Source organism: Paenibacillus lentus (genome assembly GCF_003931855.1).
GTDB lineage: Bacteria > Bacillota > Bacilli > Paenibacillales > Paenibacillaceae > Fontibacillus > Fontibacillus lentus.
In genome coordinates this window covers 1,926,530-1,943,630 of record NZ_CP034248.1, presented here as the reverse complement: position 1 = coordinate 1,943,630, position 17,101 = coordinate 1,926,530, and the positions used below count along the sequence as shown (strand labels likewise).

19 protein-coding genes are annotated in these 17,101 nt (G+C 46.7%); 10 read left to right on the top strand and 9 right to left on the bottom strand.

Annotated features, from left to right (window positions below; translation table 11 throughout):
• Nucleotide 1 precedes the first annotated feature (1 nt).
• Together EIM92_RS08675 and EIM92_RS08670 are read right to left on the bottom strand one after the other, a co-directional pair.
• Nucleotides 2-1,153 carry a transglutaminase domain-containing protein gene (locus EIM92_RS08675; RefSeq protein ID WP_125082306.1) on the bottom strand — a complete coding sequence of 384 codons (1,152 nt, stop codon included), beginning with the start codon at nt 1,151-1,153 and terminating at the stop codon, nt 2-4.
• A 20-nt stretch (nt 1,154-1,173) separates the two neighbouring features.
• On the bottom strand, nt 1,174-1,614 hold the full coding sequence (locus EIM92_RS08670; protein WP_125085077.1) for a hypothetical protein: 441 nt from the start codon (nt 1,612-1,614) through the stop codon (nt 1,174-1,176).
• Between the two features lie 253 nt (nt 1,615-1,867).
• On the opposite strand from EIM92_RS08670, the gene EIM92_RS08665 reads away from it, so the two are divergent.
• The 3 genes from EIM92_RS08665 to EIM92_RS08655 all read left to right on the top strand — a co-directional run bounded on the left by EIM92_RS08665 (nt 1,868) and on the right by EIM92_RS08655 (nt 3,788).
• Complete coding sequence (locus EIM92_RS08665; protein WP_125085076.1) at nt 1,868-3,034, top strand: MFS transporter; 1,167 nt, start codon at nt 1,868-1,870, stop codon at nt 3,032-3,034.
• 133 nt (nt 3,035-3,167) lie between these two features.
• Nucleotides 3,168-3,290: a sporulation protein YjcZ gene (locus tag EIM92_RS24130; protein WP_125082305.1), complete on the top strand. Its 123-nt coding sequence runs from the start codon at nt 3,168-3,170 to the stop codon at nt 3,288-3,290.
• Nucleotides 3,291-3,440: 150 nt separating this feature from the next.
• On the top strand, nt 3,441-3,788 hold the full coding sequence (locus EIM92_RS08655) for a toprim domain-containing protein (protein ID WP_125082304.1): 348 nt from the start codon (nt 3,441-3,443) through the stop codon (nt 3,786-3,788).
• A gap of 5 nt (nt 3,789-3,793) precedes the next feature.
• On the opposite strand, the gene EIM92_RS08650 is transcribed toward EIM92_RS08655, so the two are convergent.
• The 3 genes from EIM92_RS08650 to trpS form a co-directional block, all read right to left on the bottom strand.
• Nucleotides 3,794-4,393, bottom strand: coding sequence for an SCO family protein (locus tag EIM92_RS08650; RefSeq protein WP_125082303.1), 600 nt, complete (start codon nt 4,391-4,393; stop codon nt 3,794-3,796).
• A 35-nt stretch (nt 4,394-4,428) separates the two neighbouring features.
• The gene (gene cyoE, locus EIM92_RS08645; protein ID WP_125082302.1) at nt 4,429-5,367 is read right to left on the bottom strand and encodes a heme o synthase; all 939 of its coding nucleotides are present in this window, start codon (nt 5,365-5,367) and stop codon (nt 4,429-4,431) included.
• A 209-nt stretch (nt 5,368-5,576) separates the two neighbouring features.
• Complete coding sequence (gene trpS / locus EIM92_RS08640) at nt 5,577-6,560, bottom strand: tryptophan--tRNA ligase (RefSeq protein ID WP_125082301.1); 984 nt, start codon at nt 6,558-6,560, stop codon at nt 5,577-5,579.
• Nucleotides 6,561-7,072: 512 nt separating this feature from the next.
• Here trpS and EIM92_RS08635 point away from each other — a divergent pair.
• Nucleotides 7,073-8,047: an aldose 1-epimerase gene (locus tag EIM92_RS08635; RefSeq protein ID WP_125082300.1), complete on the top strand. Its 975-nt coding sequence runs from the start codon at nt 7,073-7,075 to the stop codon at nt 8,045-8,047.
• A gap of 178 nt (nt 8,048-8,225) precedes the next feature.
• A complete protein-coding gene (locus EIM92_RS08630) occupies nt 8,226-8,453 on the top strand; it encodes an alpha/beta-type small acid-soluble spore protein (RefSeq protein WP_110931448.1) in 228 nt (75 codons plus the stop codon).
• A 94-nt stretch (nt 8,454-8,547) separates the two neighbouring features.
• Here EIM92_RS08630 and EIM92_RS08625 read toward each other — a convergent pair whose 3' ends face one another.
• Both EIM92_RS08625 and EIM92_RS08620 read right to left on the bottom strand, forming a co-directional pair.
• On the bottom strand, nt 8,548-8,958 hold the full coding sequence (locus EIM92_RS08625) for an O-methyltransferase (protein ID WP_125082299.1): 411 nt from the start codon (nt 8,956-8,958) through the stop codon (nt 8,548-8,550).
• Nucleotides 8,959-9,357: 399 nt separating this feature from the next.
• Entirely contained in the window at nt 9,358-11,160 is a 1,803-nt protein-coding gene (locus EIM92_RS08620; protein ID WP_125082298.1) for a M3 family oligoendopeptidase, read from the bottom strand.
• Between the two features lie 88 nt (nt 11,161-11,248).
• Between EIM92_RS08620 and EIM92_RS08615 the strand changes: the two genes are divergently transcribed.
• Together EIM92_RS08615 and EIM92_RS08610 are read left to right on the top strand one after the other, a co-directional pair.
• Nucleotides 11,249-11,425, top strand: a complete 177-nt coding sequence (locus EIM92_RS08615) for a YycC family protein (protein WP_125082297.1) — start codon at nt 11,249-11,251, stop codon at nt 11,423-11,425.
• Nucleotides 11,422-11,655, top strand: coding sequence for a hypothetical protein (locus EIM92_RS08610; protein ID WP_125082296.1), 234 nt, complete (start codon nt 11,422-11,424; stop codon nt 11,653-11,655). Before EIM92_RS08615 ends, EIM92_RS08610 begins: the two co-directional genes overlap by 4 nt.
• A gap of 101 nt (nt 11,656-11,756) precedes the next feature.
• Here EIM92_RS08610 and EIM92_RS08605 read toward each other — a convergent pair whose 3' ends face one another.
• Together EIM92_RS08605 and EIM92_RS08600 are read right to left on the bottom strand one after the other, a co-directional pair.
• Entirely contained in the window at nt 11,757-12,455 is a 699-nt protein-coding gene (locus EIM92_RS08605) for a DUF2225 domain-containing protein (RefSeq protein ID WP_125082295.1), read from the bottom strand.
• 46 nt (nt 12,456-12,501) lie between these two features.
• Entirely contained in the window at nt 12,502-12,879 is a 378-nt protein-coding gene (locus EIM92_RS08600) for a globin domain-containing protein (RefSeq protein ID WP_125082294.1), read from the bottom strand.
• Between the two features lie 392 nt (nt 12,880-13,271).
• Here EIM92_RS08600 and ylbJ point away from each other — a divergent pair, with 392 nt between their 5' ends.
• The 3 genes from ylbJ to EIM92_RS08585 all read left to right on the top strand — a co-directional run bounded on the left by ylbJ (nt 13,272) and on the right by EIM92_RS08585 (nt 17,000).
• Nucleotides 13,272-14,552 carry a sporulation integral membrane protein YlbJ gene (gene ylbJ / locus EIM92_RS08595; protein WP_125082293.1) on the top strand — a complete coding sequence of 427 codons (1,281 nt, stop codon included), beginning with the start codon at nt 13,272-13,274 and terminating at the stop codon, nt 14,550-14,552.
• A gap of 69 nt (nt 14,553-14,621) precedes the next feature.
• On the top strand, nt 14,622-15,425 hold the full coding sequence (locus EIM92_RS08590; RefSeq protein ID WP_125082292.1) for an NAD kinase: 804 nt from the start codon (nt 14,622-14,624) through the stop codon (nt 15,423-15,425).
• 126 nt (nt 15,426-15,551) lie between these two features.
• Nucleotides 15,552-17,000, top strand: coding sequence for a S41 family peptidase (locus EIM92_RS08585; protein ID WP_125082291.1), 1,449 nt, complete (start codon nt 15,552-15,554; stop codon nt 16,998-17,000).
• The last annotated feature ends 101 nt before the right edge of the window (nt 17,001-17,101 follow it).

Below are 17,101 nucleotides of genomic sequence, written 5' to 3'. Positions count from 1 at the left end.
TCTAAATCACATTGTCCGCGATATGAGTCTCGTAAAACGCTGGCGGATTGAACCAATTTCCGCTCTTGGCCCAAGTTGCGTCAAGCGGAATCCAAATTTCTTTCTCCGATAAGTAAACCTCGTTCCAAGCATGCGGCCCATAACCGCCGCGGCCGTCATAGCCAAGACCAGTCACTACTTTTACCTGAAGTCCCTGTGAACGGGCCATCACAGCGTATAAGCGGGAATAATCGATACATACACCACGCCTGCTATTAAAAGTCATTTGCGGCGTCTGCTCATGCCAAATATCCTTTTCTTCATAATCCCTTACTTTATCGTAATCATAATCTACCCGACTTCCGATCCACTCATAGAGCCGCCGTGCCTTCTCTTCATCATTCTTGGCGTTGGCCGTTATTTTTGCAGCTGCCTGTTCAATATCTTGTGAAATTTCCGCATCGACGACCTCATACCGACGCTGTAAAATTTCGTTTAGCTCTTCTCGTGCGCCGCGGGTGAAGACAGGAAGCTTTTCCTTGATCAAACCTCCGGTTAATGGTTCGATGATTGTACGGGCCCCCTGCTGGTAAACAGGTGATGCCTCTACATAACGGCTGAACCCGCTGTTCGGAAACAAGGTGACCACGATGAACAACGCTGCAATGACCATCAGGCATCTTGCAGCACCGATGACTGTTCCGATTCCAGCCCCCATAAGCCGGCTGATTCCCGAAGCAGTTCCCTCTCGACCGGCAGCCAAGCGCCCGAACAGAGAGCCGCCGCCAAAGGCAAATGCGCAAATCAACCCGGTAATCGAACGAATCAGCCAGTAGCTAAGTATGAACACGACGGCAAAGCGCATAAGCGGGAAATCCCTTACTGCCGTAATCAACGTATAGTACAGCTGCTCCCATCTCGACAGTTCCCTGCTAGGCAGAGCCAGGCTACCAAGCCATTGCTGAACCTTAGGAGCGATCCATACCGTAAACGGTACGGAGGCTAGAATGCTAAGAAGCGATAACAACCCGCCGCTAAACAACGTGAACAATCGGCCGACCGAACGGGAGGCACCCCGCAGTAGACCTTGCAAGATCGAAACAATCATAATGAGCAAGAGCAAGGCGGAAATCAAGTTGTATTCCCGCAAACTGCCAATCCAGATTTCCGTCATGTCCGCCCCCTACAGTCCTATTATTTTGAGTTTTTCTCCGCTTCCTGCACGAAGATTTCAAGCGCATCACTCATCTTCCATTCTCCGAGGGAAACGCCGCGAAAAACGACCTTTACCTTGTCATTCCCCGGAGTTCCGGTTACTTCCAGGTTCGGAGTGGTAATCGTAAAAGTGCCGTCTCCATTCTGAACCCACTTTGCCTCCTTGGCTTCGTTTTTCATCGCATTCAGCACTTCATTCTTGCTGTATTCCACAGCCTGATCTTTAACTGTATTCACCGCATCTCCAATATCTTTGAGAGATATTCCGCTGTAAATGACGATAAAAGCAGCGATTAGAAGAACTAATGCCCATTTCACAACCGTCTTCACCAAGTTTACAATGAGAAGCAAAACTACCAGCGCAACAGCAATCACCAGCCAATTTTGCCTCAAAAATTCCGTCCATACCTGAACATCCATCATTTAATACACCCCTATAATTACATTTTCTCTTAGATTAAACGTAACAAACTTCAACTTAGTTTCATCTCAAATTTGTAGCATTACGCAGTGTAAGTTATTATACATGATCAACCTAAGCGATGTCAGCTAACCCCTGGATATTGCCCGGTATTCAAGGAAAAGCAGCAAGCAGCTATTTAAAAGGGTATAAGTTTGTCCTCTTCAACGTACAAGTAGATCATAAGGTAATTACTCAGGAGGGCAAGGTATGATGAAAATGGCTTTCTGGCTCTACCTTTTTTTGTTCCTCGCTTTCTTTGATTTGCACGCCCAATACCCGATTCTTACTCCATTCGCGCTCTCGCTCGGTGCGGCACCTGTATTCATCGGCTGGATGATGGGCATCTACGCTCTCACGCACCTGCCCGGCAATTTGCTCGCCGGGCAAGGCGTCGATAAACACGGAAGCAAAGGCTATATGATTTTCAGCCTGATCTCTGCGGGGATCATTCTCCTGCTGCAGGCCCACGTCACCGAGCCTTGGCAACTTCTCGTTCTCCGTTCAATCAGCGGATTCGTGCTGGCGTTTCTGTCTCCAGCCTGCTTGGCGCTGCTCGCCTCGCTATCTAAGGATCCAGTCGGACAAGGCAAGCTCATGGCTGGACATGGCGTAGTACATACACTCGCTTCCGTAGTTTCTCCTGCGGCTGGTGCATTTCTCGTTGCCCAAAGCGGTTATTCCATGACCTTTCAGTCCCTCGGCTGGCTACTGATCGTCACGGGGATTATCGCCATATTTATGATTCATGAGCCTCGCACCGTTCAGATCGAGAGCGCAAGATCCCTTATGAGGAAGGAAAGCACGCCTGCGGTATTTCAGGTCATCCCCCTAAGGTATTATTTATTGCCCCTCGCGGTATCCTGCTCCCAAGGGATATTATTCTTCGAGCTTCCGCTGCAGCTTGGCGGCACAGAGGGGGTTATGCATACTGGCATCAATTTTTCAATTATTAGCTTGGGAGCATTAGTAACATTGTCAATGTTGTTTTTGAGCCATTATTCTCCCTATATCCGAACACATTTAGGCATATTAGGCATCGCCCTATCCTTCTTCTCGCTCGCTGCCCTGGACGCCGTTCCATTGCCGGTGTCGCTATTTGCCCTTGGCATTGCCAAGGGAGTCGTCTATCCTGCAATGTCTTCCCTATTCATCGATCTAAGTGGCGGAGAGCGGCTCGGTACCGTATTCTCACTGCAATCCATCGCGATGTCGCTAGGCTCCTTTATAGGCCCCGTCGCTGCCGGAGCGATACACGGTTCGTATTCTCCTTATTTCGTGGCTTTCCTGCTCTTGATGACCGTCATAATCATTGTTCCGCCAGGAAGAAAAAAGGGAGTCACGCTTCCACCGTTAACGACAAGAACAAATATTCATTAAACAACCACGACAACGACGATCAATAAAGCGTATTCTCTTTTTCATTTTAGGCTGCTGCACAGGGCAATAACAACAAATACACATAGTATAATGTGTAGTCACCGATCAGCTAGCGAAAGTGAGGTGGAAAAAAATGGGCCACATCGATCCTTGCAAATCTGGACCAGTCATTCCAGGCGGTTTCTGGACATCAACGGGAACAATCCTTGTGCTGTACATTTTATTGGTGATCATTCTCCGCGCTCCATTATATTAATCATACGTACTTCACTAATAACGGCTTGCTGTGGGCAAGCCGTTTGCCTTTGGGCATTTTTTGCATGATTCCCGTTTGCGGTATACACTAGAGAGGCCTGACACCTTATTTTTAATTACTATCGATAACAGCCGGCCCGAGGTGATCTATTTGTCGATCTACATTATCGTTGAAGGAAAGAATGACCGAAGCAAGCTCCGCCGCCTAGTGAGTGAGGAAATTACGATACTCTGTACTTTCGGAACTTTAAACTCCTTGAAATTGGAATCGCTGCGCAAGCAGGTTAGAGACGACGAGGTGTTCTTATTCATGGATAACGACTCTTCCGGCAAACGAATCCGCGGCGTGCTCCGCGACGCCTTTCCCGATGCTGTTCAAATGTACACGAGACGCGGCTACGCCGGGGTTGAAGGTACGCCGGATGAATATATTATTGCCCAATTAGAAAAAGCCGGGCTGGAGGACTACATCATTTATCCCCCGCCCAGCTTCCTATAAACTCCTTATTCCTTCGCTAACCGCGCAACGACACCTGCAATTTCCTCCGCCGTTGCGTCGGGATACAACATTTCACGTATATTCCCCTTCCGGTCAACGAGCCCAATGAGATCCATATGCACAAAATTGCCTTCTTTGTCCTGGTTCACCAGAATTTTAAAAGAATTCATCGCCAGATCGATAACCTTCCCCTGTTCTCCCCGCAGGAAATACCAGCCCGAATAATCCGCCTTGAATTTATCGCCAAACTCCTTAAGCCGCTCTTGCGTATCTCTTTCCGGATCAAAGGTAATCGACACAAGCGTTACATCCTTCTCAAACAAGCCCTTCTCCTTCAGTTCATCTTGCACTTGGGAAAGTCTCAAGGTAGTCACCGGACATACATCGGGACAGTTAGAGAAGAAGAAGTAGAACAGCCTCACCTTGCCGTTCGTATCCTCTAACGTCACCTGCTTACCGTCCAAATTCTCCAGCGTAAAAGGCGCAACCGTGCCGATGACGGGTAGCTTCGGTTTAGCAAAGGAGTTCCACAGCAAGTAACCTGCCAGCACGACGCAAATCACCAGGATCATCCATGTCCATTTATACTTTTTAAACAGAGTCATTCCAGTGCCTCCAGCGTAACATCGCTATCCAATCATCAAATCCGTACTGTATCCAAAATCATCACGATCAGGCTGATCGTTAAATAGTTCACGGAGAATATAAAGACTCTCTTCGCCCAAGCATCATTATCCTGTGAGCGGATGCCTTTCAGCGCCATGTACAGCCATACTATGGACAATACTTCGCCGATAATCATGAACCATATCCCGGTATATCCGTAAACGTACAATAATATAGGTATGGGTAGCAATAGAACAAGATAAGGAATCATTTGCAGTTTAGTTCTTAGAATACCTTTTACGACTGGAAGAAGCGGATATCCTGCTGCCCTGTATTCTTCTACCCGACGAATGCCGAGCGCCCAAAAGTGTGGAGGCTGCCATAGGAACAATAAAGCAAACAATAGCCATGCCCCTAAATCAATTTTGCCTGTAACAGCCACATAGCCGATTACCGGAGGCATTGCGCCTGAAATTGCACCAACTGAAGTACTCCAGGTTGACGTGCGCTTCAGCCACAAAGTATAGACAACAACGTATACAAACATCCCTACTATGCCAAACAGTCCAGCCAGTAACCCAGAGAAGCTGAACAAGGCCGTTAATCCCAATATGCCAAGAATAATCCCGTACCACAGTACAACCGTCGGTGACAACTTACCGGTAGGCAAAGCCCGTTGCTTCGTCCGCTCCATCTTCATGTCGAAGTCACGATCGAAATAATTATTCAATACACAAGATGAAGCCATTACAAGAACGGTACCCAATATTGTCCAAATTAATTTCCCGTATTGCAAATTCCATTGAGAAGCCAGCCAAAACCCAGCAAAAGTCGCGATCACATTCGAACGGATAATGCCCGGCTTCGTCAAAGCAATGAAATCTTTCCATGTTGCCGTTTCTCCCGGAGGAGTTGGTCTCACGGACAACGCAGGGGAATCCGATGGAGCAGAATAACCAAGTGGTTTTTCCATGCGTTATATCTTCCTCCTATGCTTATATATATAAAATCCAAATAAATTTCTATAAAAACACCTTTACGCTATAAACTTTATCATATCAAAACCACGAAGTCTCTGACAAACGTTACATATTAATCAAGTTATTATGACAATTCAGTGACGAGGAACACAAAAAACCCGGATATTTCATCCGGGTTCCCATACTTAGACTAATCCATCGCTTATTTCGTAATGAATCCCAACATCCGCTGTACATCCACCAATGTCTGTTCCGCCATTTCCGAAGCTCTCTCTGCCCCTTGAGCCAATATATCGAAAATTTCGCCGGATTCCCGGATTTCACGGTACCGCTGCTGCAGCGGCTCAATAACACCGACCACGACCTCTGCCAAATCCTTCTTGAAGGCTCCATACATCTTGCCTTCATAGAGCCGCTCCACTTCAGCCACTGAAATTTCCGCGCATTGGCTGTAGATTGTAATGAGATTGCTGATCTCGGGCTTGTTCGCCGGATCGAATCTTACTTCACTGCCGGAGTCGGTCGTCGCGCGGCTGATTTTTTTACGAATATCGGCCGGCGGGTCCAATAGTGAAATATAGCTGCCTGGGTTGGGGTTACTTTTACTCATTTTCTTAGAGGCATCATCCAAGGACATAATGCGTGCCCCCACCTCTGGAATATACGGCTCTGGAATCGTGAAATATTCGCCGTAGCGATGGTTGAAGCGATGCGCTAGATCGCGGGTTAGTTCCAGATGCTGCTTCTGATCCTCGCCGACCGGTACCAAATCAGCATTGTAGACGAGAATATCCGCTGCCATAAGCGATGGATACACGAACAAACCGGCACCGATCGATTCCTTGCCCTCGGACTTATCTTTAAATTGCGTCATTCGTTCAAGCTCGCCCATATTTGTTAGCGTCGTCAGAATCCATCCCAACTGAGCATGCTGACGAACATGGGACTGCATATAGACATTTGCCTTGGAGGGATCGATACCCGCCGCTACAAATAATGCGGCTGCCTCTTCAGATTGCTCACGCAGAGCAGCGGGATCTTGAGGAACTGTAATCGCATGAAGATCGACCACCATAAAATTACACAAATACTCATGCTGCAGCTTGACGAAGTTTTTTAGGGCGCCAATATAGTTTCCTAATGTCAATTTACCACTGGGCTGAATGCCGGAAAGAACTTTTTTCATGTTTAACATCCTCCTTATTTTTTGTAAAAAAATCGCTTCTATACGCCACTTGCCTCTTATCATAATTTTTGCCATCAGGACACAAACAGAACGCAAAAAATCCCACGCCCAGAAAGGGACGTGAGACCGTGGTGCCACCCTTATTTACCAAGATAATAGCGTATTTACCGCATAATAGATCTAAGTCGTATCTTAGCCTTTATCCTCCGTAACGTGGAGCAAGCCGGCCGGCTTATTAGGATAGATTGTTGCTTCTATCTGTTACGCTCGGCACTCCAGGGTCCATTCGGCCTAAGCAACCTCGCTGGTTCGCATCACCCACCAGCTTTCTGCTAAGAGAAGTCCGCTTCGCTTACTTATCCCTTTCATCGCTTTTACATGTTAATTTTATATGTCCAATCATACTTCTCGTGCAGTTGCAATGTCAACTTCCGTTTTTCGTCCCCAAGAAAAAGTGTTATGATAAAGCTAGTTGTTCGATTTCGATTATTTGTGGGAAAAGGAGCATCGATATGAAAAAAGTGACCAAAGGGCAATGGAACGGTTACGATACTTATACGTTACATAGCCGCGAGCTTGATGTCACGCTGCTGCCCCGCCTTGGCAATAATGTCATTAGTATACGGGATCATATCCAGCAACGCGATGTACTTCGCCGCCCAGATGAGAGTGAGCTCGATTTCTATTTGCAAAAGCCATATCACTTCGGGATTCCTCTGTTAATCCCCCCAGGTCGAATTCGCAGAGGGAAATTCACTTATGCAGAACAAGAATACCAGTTTGACGTCAATACAGCCAATGACAACCACATCCACGGTCTTCACCGTACACAAGCCTGGTGCGTTAGCGATATTGAAGAAGACGATGAGGGCTGCACGATCACAACGGAGTTCAAAACTACGGATGACCCTCAGTGGATCAGGCAGTTTCCAGTTCCGCTCAAGCTTGAAATGACCTTACGTCTTCAAGGCGCCAAACTACAACAGACGTTTAAGATCCATCATTTAGGAGATCAGCCTGCTCCTTTCGGCCTTGGCCTGCATACCTGGTTCCTATTGGACGGCGAACCTGACAAGTGGACCATTACACTTCCCGTTTCGGGAAAATATGATTTGGACGAAGAACTGATCACTACGGGCGAAATCACGCCGCTGGGTGAACTCGAGCAATTAATCACAGGCATGAATCTTCAAGGAACGAATTTCGATACCATGTTTCAGATCGGCAACAACCCCGTACAAGCAACGTTAATGCATAATGATGGATACGGACTGATATACTCTGCAGATCCTGCTTATTTCAAACATTGGGTGCTATATACGAAGGGAGAGGCAGATCAGTTTCTTTGCATTGAGCCATACACCTGGCTGCCGGACGCTCCAAACTCAGGGTTGCCAAACGAGGTTACGGGACTGATTGAACTTAAGCCCGCACAGACCTTGGAGCTTAACCTGCAGTTAGAAATGATCTATCCAAGCTCTACCTAATCACCAAATTCAAGCTGCGAGAACAATCGATAGCCCTATAATTGTAACAAGCAATTCTCAATGGAGGATTGCTTGTTTTGCGTTGAAATAATTACCAATGATATAGAAAGATTGAAGACTGCATATTTTCGCTCATGGAATCCATACTAAATTCACAAAGGCAAAGGAGGTGACAAACATGGCAAACCAACGCGGAAGCCGTTCCAACAACCTTGTCGTTCCTCAAGCGAACGCTGCACTGCAGCAGCTGAAATATGAAGCTGCACAAGAACTGGGCGTTCAAATTCCACAAGATGGTTACTACGGTAACTATACTTCCCGCGAAACCGGCTCTCTAGGGGGCTATATTACAAAACGTCTTGTTCAAATCGCTGAACAGCAACTGTCGGGTCGTTCTAACCAGTAATTTGCAGGTTTTATTCAACCGATAAGAAGGCAGGCGGTCTGCATCAAGTAGATCGCCTGCCTTTATTCCATTTTGTCCATATTGATCATAAAAATTATGAAATATCATGATATATACTTGCTGATTCCTTTCTTGAATAACGCTGTATCATTAAATTTGCCATATTATAATTAGACTCGAGAATAGCATCTACAATGATCTTATCCTGCCGTAGGGCAAACTCATAACTGATTTCTCCATGTGTCCAATAACGCTTGAACTTCAAAGCTTCAATAGCCATCGCTTTAAACGATTTCAACTGTTGATTCGTTAATCCTCTATCCTCCTCAGACATTTGTCCGTTACGACCTGCAATCGGATTATGGCGGATACCGAATTTTCCAATGGCGTTATTACGAATTTGAATAAACACAGTCCCCGAAGTCATACCGGATAATTCTTCTTCGAGCTCTTTAAACACCATGTCAACCTGCCTGGCAAGTGAAAGCTGGTCCGTCTTCAGCATATCCACCCTCCCTTCCCATATGATTCCCTTTTATAGGGCTTACGCCTCATTATATTCCAATATGACTAGTCGATCAACAATATAAAACAAAATTGGTTATTTATTACTATGTATATATATTTTTCAACAGGTTTAAAATAAATCATTCGCCAAAATGCACACTTTTGCGACAGCGTTTTTCTTCTATTTCCCAAGGGTTTCAGGAGTTAATTGCCGCTGGTGTGCAAAGTTATTTTCGCCTATTAAAACTGGAAAAACGCACATAGCTCTGGTATGTACCAACTGACATAATTTGCATCGGCTTCTATGATTCATAACAACTCTCACTCCGGAAATAGTCCTTTGTACCTATCTCCTAATCAAAGAGGCAGAACTTCCAATGGAAGTCCTGCCTCTTATTTATTCCGTCAATTTTAAGAACGCCTCTACATCGGCTACCGCTACGGACATGGCCTCGCGCCAGAAATCGGGTTTGGTCAGATCGACTCCCAGATGCTTGCTGGCCAGCTCCTCCACCGTCATCCGTCCCGTATCCTGCAGTAAGGCATCATATTTCGCAGCAAAGCCCTCTCCCTCACGCTGAGCTCTCGCGTACAGCCCTGTGCTGAACATATATCCGAACGTATAAGGGAAATTATAGAACGGCACATCAGTAATATAGAAATGCAGCTTCGATGCCCAGAAGTGAGGGTGATAAGAGGCCAACGCCCCTTGATATGCCTCACGCTGAGCTTCCTCCATCAGTACGGACAACTCATCCGCACTTAGCGCCCCATGCTTTCTTCGCTCATAGAAACGCGTCTCAAACAGGAAGCGAGCATGAATGTTCATGAAAAAGCTGATGCTGCTCCCAATTTTATCAGCCAGCAAGCTCAGCTTTTGCTTGTCGTCCGCAGCATTCTTTACGAGTGCATCCGCAACGATCATTTCTGCAAAAGTGGAAGCCGTTTCGGCAACGTTCATCGCATAATCCTGATTGAATTGCGGCAGCTCATCCATAAGGTATTGGTGATACGCATGTCCCAGCTCGTGAGCCAGCGTGGAAACATTAGAAACCGTACCGCCAAAGGTCATAAAGATGCGCGTCTGCTGGCTAACCGGAAGCGAGGTACAAAAGCCTCCTGGGCGCTTGCCCGGGCGATCCTCGGCTTCGATCCAACGTTTATTAAAGGCCTCCGCCGAGAAATCCGCCAGCTTCGGACTAAAGTTGCGGAACTGTTTGACGATTTCGTCCGCAGCAGCATCATAGGTGATTTTGCCTGCAGATTCGCCGATTGGGGCCTCCAGGTCGCTCCAAGAGAGCTTATCCACCCCCATAAGCTTGGCCTTTCGATTCAAATACTCGACAAACACCGGTTTGTTCTCCGCAATGACCTGCCACATCATGTCCAGAGTTGCCCGAGACATTCGATTGATATCTAGCGGCTCCTTCAGAATATCATTCCAGCCTCGTTTTTCATAAAGCTTAATTCGGAAACCTGCCAGCCGATTAAGTGTATCGGCACAATAATCCGCAACCCCGCTCCAGGCCTGCTCCCAATTTTTAAACGTCTCTTCCCGTACCGCCCGGCTGCTGTCCTCCAGCTTGTTTGCAGCCTGGCCAACAGACAAGGACGTAAGCTTGCCGTCTCCGTCCTTGAATGGTACTGCCACCTTCGACACGATGGTATCATAATGCTGTCCCCAACCATGATAACCATCGATGGCCAAGTCAGAAGCAAGACTCTCCAGCTCTGGCGCCAGCTTCTCGCGGGCAGCATCACGCTTTTCGCTCAGTACAAATGAAATCGGGGCAATCTGCTCACGGAGCATCCATTTTTCCCATAGTTCATCCTCCGTATTTCGCAGCAGATTTTGAAACAATGTCATCACGTTCTCAAACGCAGCCCGCAACGAGGTTACTTTGCCGGATAGCTGCACTGCCTTCTTATCATGTTGGTTTTCTGCCGTCAGGCAGGCTACAAAGCTGTCAGCCTCCACAATTTTAGCAGCCGCGCTCTGCACCCCGCTGATCAATGGATCTAGGCTCGCTGCATCCTCCAAGCTCTGAGGAGCATGGTGATTCTGCAAATCACGATGCAACGCTGAAATATCAGCCTGCAACCGCTGTAAGAAATCCTCAAAATCGGACGAGGCAGAACCTCCGGTAAAAATAGAATCCAGCTCCCATGTCAGTTGTACTGGATCTGTCAATTGTGCCATGGATACGCATCCTTTCCTCATGCCAATGTTGATGCCACTAGCATTATAAGTGTATGATATAGAAACCAGATCGACAGGAGGGGATCATATGAAGCCACTACAAGTCTCACCGGAAACTGCTGTAAAACTAGCCGAAAAACTAAAGGTGCCTCTTGAGCACCTTATGCATATGCCACAGCATATATTAATGCAAAAAATCGCCGAAATCGCCAAGGAAGAAGCGGCAAATCCTCCATCTTCCAATAATTCCGGTACATCCTCATGATTCCTTTTGAAAAGGCGCTTCCTTACGATATTATCATGGGTGATGTGTACGTGCCAAAATGCCCTTTTTGCGGACAAGAAAACGTCCTACTCCCTATGAAGCCTCATGAAGTTCAGAATGTCCATGAAGGCAAGAAGAAACTGCTCGTTTTTCCTTGCTGCAAGAACAAACTAACGCTACTGGATAGCGATCAGGACTATTTATTGACCGATACGGTCGTCCGCAAATAAAACAGTCCATGAGCTCTCGGGCGAGAAGAGGCCGTTCGCATTTTCATGTGAACGGCCCCTTGCTCTGTCCCGCAATCATGAAATTATCCATTCTTCCGAGACTATCCCTTTACTTCTTCCGTCAACTCTTCCCCTTTGCTCTGCATTTCTTCCCGCAGCAGTGCCCATTGTTCCCGACAGGCGCGAATCATGGCTGCATCCATAATTTTCTTGTCATTGATAACTCTTGCGAACCATTTGACAGCTTCATTATTTTCGCCAATTCTGCGGTTCAATTCACCGATTAAATACATCAACCTGGCATCATTATCACCAGCGCCCTCATTCTCGTATACTTTTATGTAAGAATTCAGAGCATGTTTTAAAAAGCGCTGCTCTTGCTCATGATCCTCACGATAGCGATACAACCAGGCGATATGGTGAAGCAAACTTGCGATGATTCTTTCCTTCTCGCCAATCGTCTGTGCGCAAAGCAATGCCAGCTTATATGTCTCCAGCGCGTTCTCCCAGCTTCTACGGCCTCCATAATCTCGCTTCACCAATCGATTGCTAATATTCTGTTCGAATGCTTTACGCTGATGTTCTGTCAATCGATGATGTGAATTCTCCGTAGAAGCAAATCCGCAGGAAGGGCAGATCCGCACTACATAATAATCCGGATTCTCCTCCCGGTAATAGCCGCAAAAATCAGTATCCGTCCGAAAGGCCCGCTTTAGGCTTGGCCTCACCCGAGAAGTAGAGAACTCTTTCTCACAATAGGCACAGGTGACTTTGATTTTATAAAGAGGTTCCAGTTCCAACACAATAACTTCCTTTCCATCTCCGCCATAAGACACGGCGTCATACTTAAGGTGTATTTACAAAATGAAAAGCAGGTCCAGATAACCGTTGAATGATAAAATCCTTCAGTTCATTATCAACCCCGATTTCTCCCAATGCTTCAGTCATGCAAGCCAGCCAAGCTTCGGCTCTTTCACGTGTAACTGGGAAGGGCAGATGTCTCGCCCGCATCATCGGATGACCGAAAGCGTCCGAAAACAACGATGGTCCACCGAAAAATTGCGATAAGAACATAAACTGTTTCTCCATCACCGGCCGAATATCCTCTGGGAATAAAGGCCCGAGCAGCGGGTTTGCCTGCACCTTCGGATAAAAAGCCTCCACAAGCTGCCGAATAGCCTTCTCGCCGCCCAGATTATCATAAATGCTTAAACTTGGGTTCACTGGATTCCTCTCCAACTTCCACATTGAATTTTTTGATACTCCCTATAATTATAGCAAAAAAAAATAAAAGCTCCTACCGGAGCCCCTACGTATCAACAGACCGATCTGCTGTAATCTCAATAACTTCGCCAATCCTCTTCACTACTGGAATGGACGCGAGAAGCGCGGATAACATACACAAAAGCGCATACCAGTATTCCTGCTACATAACTCATAGCCAACACTCCATCCATCAGAGATTTTATCCCGTGAAGTTTATATCTGTGATTTTTATTCTAACACATATCAATCAAAAATACAGTATAAAATGTAATCGCTTTCTTTCTTTTTTTGTGCTGTTTGTCCTAATCAAATCATACAATCCACTATGACCCATTGTGGAGGCGTTCTTCATGAATTTAGCACGATTCACCACATCTCTGATGGTGATAACCCTAGCAACAGTCGGTGTTCTGATGCTGTCGTACCCCCAAGCTTCCTGGGAAGCAGGCGTTACGGGGCTCGCCATTTGGTGGGAAGTGTTATTCCCCTCCTTATTTCCCTTCTTTGTCATCTCTGAATTAATGCTCGGCTTCGGGATCGTTCATTTCATTGGAAAACTGCTTGATCCCCTCATGAAGCCTTTATTCCGTATCCCAGGCAGCGGGGGTTTCGTCGCGGCCATGGGGTTCGCTTCCGGCTACCCTGTCAGCGCCAAGCTCGCCACCAAGCTCAGACAGCAGCAGCTTATTAGCCGCATAGAAGGCGAACGACTTGTGGCCTTCACTACTTCGTCTGACCCCATCTTTCTGATCGGCGCCGTATCGGTTGGTTTCTTTGGCAGCTCTAAGCTAGCCGGCATTCTCGCATTAGCCCATTACGGAAGTGCCCTGATTCTGGGCTTCGTGATGAGGTTCTACGGCACTAGTCAGGTTACCCTGGACCAAGAAATCTGCCATCAAATCAATCCGGTTAAAAGCTCAACACCGTCAAGCAAACCATCTAATCCTCCCGCAAAATTCAGCCTGCGACTTGCCCTGAGAGCGATGCACGAGGCTAGGCAAAATGACGGGCGCAGCCTAGGTGAACTGCTGAAGCAGGCCATTTCCTCCTCCCTACAGCTTATGGCGGTAGTCGGCGGACTGGTCGTCGTCTTCTCGGTTATTCTTGAGCTGCTGACCGCTTCAGGCATGATGACCTTGCTCTATGCCAGTATCGAATCCTTTTTAGGCTTGACTGGCCTGCCAAGCGCTTTGGCCGAGCCCTTCGTGGGAGGTATGTTTGAGGTTACACTTGGGGCAAAGGCAGCTGCGGCGCCAGCGGCTGTCCCGCTCATATATAAAGCTGCGGCGGCGGCATTTATTTTGTCCTGGGGAGGGTTGTCCGTACATGCACAGGTTGCCAGTATTTTGAACGGGGCGGATTTGCGCTATGCTCCCTTCTTAGCCGCTCGCTTTATTCACGGCATTATGGCAATGGTACTATTACTGCTCCTTTGGAACCCACTGATGGGCTCGCAAACAGACTCTGCATGGCTAAACTCATTAGGAAAAGAAATGCCAACAGGGTGGAGCAGTATTCCTGATGCTTTTTTAATCTTTCTAAAAATGATCTCGGTACTCCTTATTTTATCACTGCTTGCCCAAATCATTCATCGTCTGCTGACGCGAGGCGAAGGGAGATCAAGGAAATGAAAACGTTGTGTTCTGTTTCAGAATTGATTATGATCGTTACTAAAGGATAATATAAAGGAGCCTGTCATCTTGAGATATTACGTTCTTGACCGTGGAGATCAATTGTCTGTTGAATTGAGTGAGAAATTCCACCAATTGGCCGCTAAACAAGGTCTTCAGTTGGATGCAGAGTCACCGGAGATCGTCGTTTCCATTGGGGGAGACGGAACGATGCTCCACGCTTTCCATACGTTTATTGACCGTATTCCGTCGATCTCATTTGTAGGGGTACATACGGGGCATCTCGGTTTTTTTGCCGATTGGCAGGCCAATGAAATTCCTGATCTCGTAGATATGATCGCCCGACACAAAGATGAATCCGTGCTCAAGCCCCGGATCGTTCAATATCCCCTGATTGAGCTGGAAATTCAGAAAAAATCAGGAACCTCCTCGTATATTTGTCTGAATGAATTCACGCTCAAGGGTGTGGACGGGACGATTGTCGCCCAAGTCGATATCAATGATCAAATGTTCGAAATGTTTCGTGGAGACGGCTTTTGCATTTCTACGCCATCCGGTAGCACGGCTTACAATAAGAGCCTAGGCGGAGCTATTATCCATCCTTCGATTAAAGCGTTGCAAATCTCTGAAATTGCTTCAATCAATAACCGGGTCTTCCGAACAATCGGCTCGTCCCTGGTACTGCCTGAACATCATCATTGTGATATTTATTCCCGCAAGGAACAGAATTTGCTGCTCACTTTGGATCATATCAACCATCCGATCAGCGACCTCATCTCTGTACGCTGCCAGGTGGCAACGCAAAGCATCAGCTTTGTGCGCTATCGTCCTTTTCCTTTCTGGGATCGCGTTCGTAATGCTTTTCTAGGTTAATATTGAGTACTTACCATAAAGCGGATGTTCCAAGAACATCCGTTTTCCTATATAACTTTCCCTTTTTTACCTGTATGATAGAGTTATATATTCTAGTTAATACATAGCAAAGGACGTATTCTTATTATGATTAAGTCATGGTACAAAGCAGTTTTAATTCCTCTTCTTTTTCTTACCCTTTGTCTTCCTCAAGCCGCATACGCGGAGAGTCCTGCGAATGAAGCAACAGAGCCCGACGATCTTGAAATACTTCGGGAAGTCTTGCAATACTTGAATGACAACAATATCGAAGGTGTCAGACGAGAAGAGTTCATCGAAAATGCCATACGCGGCATGGTTCACACATTAGAAGACCCGTATTCGGATTATTTCACCCAAGAAGAACTTCAGGAATTTGAAGATCAGCTCAATCAGGAGTATGTCGGCATCGGAGCTCTGATCCGTTTTACTCAAGGCAAGCTCTATGTGACCGAAGTGCTCGAAGGTTCTCCAGCCAAATCGGCAGGTCTGCGTAAAGGAGATATCATTGCCAAAGTCGATGATCACCAGGTTACAAGTGCAGAGGATATTCACCTCATTCATGGCGAGGAAAATACGAAGGTGAACGTCACGATCAAAAGAGGGGGCAGCCAGCTAAGCTTTATGATTACTCGTGCTCACTTCGCATTGCCCTCCGTATCGAGCCGAATGATCTCATCGGGAGATATCGGATATATCGCCATCTCCACATTCTCGGATCAAGCGGACGAAGAGTTTGCCGCCCATTTGAACAAGCTCCGTAAGTTAGGGATGAAATCACTCGTTCTTGATCTACGTGACAATCTTGGGGGATATGTGGAATCAGCACAGAACATCACCAAGCATTTTATCAAAGACGGCGTACTGATGTACACCGAAAGCCAGAACGGGAAATTGGAAGCTATTAAAATAACGAAAGGCAGCTCGCTCGGCATGCCGGTCGTTATTTTAACCAATGAATGGACAGCCAGTGCTTCAGAAATTCTAACCGCGGCGCTGCGGGACAACGGCATCGCAACTGTCGTCGGGACTCAAACCTATGGTAAAGCACGAATTCAAAATATTTACTCTTTATCGAATGGCGGCTCTTTAAAGCTTACGATCCTGAAATACCTAACACCGAACCGCGAGGACTTTAACTATATCGGTCTCGAACCCGATATTGAGGTCAACCTAAACCCAACTGCCCAGCTCATTGTGGCAATGCACGAAATCGGCCTGAAAAACTTCGAAGTAAGCGGCAATCCTTCTGAGTTAAACATTAACAATGTTTCCTTCACCGGTTACCTTGATGTCGTGCAAGAGGGGAACAAAGTTTATGCCCAATCTCGCGTGCTAGCTGCCCTTGTTCAGGGCAATGCCTCCTGGGCAACCAACACCGGGGTGTTGACGATAACCGATAACTCGGGTAAGCAGCAGTTCAAACGAAGTGCCGGGAGCGTAAAAATTCTTAACGACGAGACCTATATCGAGCTCCAGGATTTTCAGAAGAAATATCCTGCCATCGAATGGAGCTATCAGCAAGATACTTTGAAGCTCAAGGTTCAAGCGAATTAACCGGAATAATTACATTCATAGATCTCTCATGTAGAAAATTCCTGCACACAGGCAGGAATTTTCTGCTTTTTCACACAAAAAAGGCAGTCTTCCGGATATCT

Bases quoted from the DNA above. Each gene is read 5' to 3' on its own strand.
- EIM92_RS08675 (WP_125082306.1), bottom strand. From the start codon at position 1,153: ATGACGGAAATCTGGATTGGCAGTTTGCGGGAATACAACTTGATTTCC.
- EIM92_RS08670 (WP_125085077.1), bottom strand. From the start codon at position 1,614: ATGGATGTTCAGGTATGGACGGAATTTTTGAGGCAAAATTGGCTGGTG.
- EIM92_RS08665 (WP_125085076.1), top strand. From the start codon at position 1,868: ATGAAAATGGCTTTCTGGCTCTACCTTTTTTTGTTCCTCGCTTTCTTT.
- EIM92_RS24130 (WP_125082305.1), top strand. From the start codon at position 3,168: ATGGGCCACATCGATCCTTGCAAATCTGGACCAGTCATTCCAGGCGGT.
- EIM92_RS08650 (WP_125082303.1), bottom strand. From the start codon at position 4,393: ATGACTCTGTTTAAAAAGTATAAATGGACATGGATGATCCTGGTGATT.
- cyoE (WP_125082302.1), bottom strand. From the start codon at position 5,367: ATGGAAAAACCACTTGGTTATTCTGCTCCATCGGATTCCCCTGCGTTG.
- trpS (WP_125082301.1), bottom strand. From the start codon at position 6,560: ATGAAAAAAGTTCTTTCCGGCATTCAGCCCAGTGGTAAATTGACATTA.
- EIM92_RS08635 (WP_125082300.1), top strand. From the start codon at position 7,073: ATGAAAAAAGTGACCAAAGGGCAATGGAACGGTTACGATACTTATACG.
- EIM92_RS08630 (WP_110931448.1), top strand. From the start codon at position 8,226: ATGGCAAACCAACGCGGAAGCCGTTCCAACAACCTTGTCGTTCCTCAA.
- EIM92_RS08625 (WP_125082299.1), bottom strand. From the start codon at position 8,958: ATGCTGAAGACGGACCAGCTTTCACTTGCCAGGCAGGTTGACATGGTG.
- EIM92_RS08620 (WP_125082298.1), bottom strand. From the start codon at position 11,160: ATGGCACAATTGACAGATCCAGTACAACTGACATGGGAGCTGGATTCT.
- EIM92_RS08615 (WP_125082297.1), top strand. From the start codon at position 11,249: ATGAAGCCACTACAAGTCTCACCGGAAACTGCTGTAAAACTAGCCGAA.
- EIM92_RS08610 (WP_125082296.1), top strand. From the start codon at position 11,422: ATGATTCCTTTTGAAAAGGCGCTTCCTTACGATATTATCATGGGTGAT.
- ylbJ (WP_125082293.1), top strand. From the start codon at position 13,272: ATGAATTTAGCACGATTCACCACATCTCTGATGGTGATAACCCTAGCA.
- EIM92_RS08585 (WP_125082291.1), top strand. From the start codon at position 15,552: ATGATTAAGTCATGGTACAAAGCAGTTTTAATTCCTCTTCTTTTTCTT.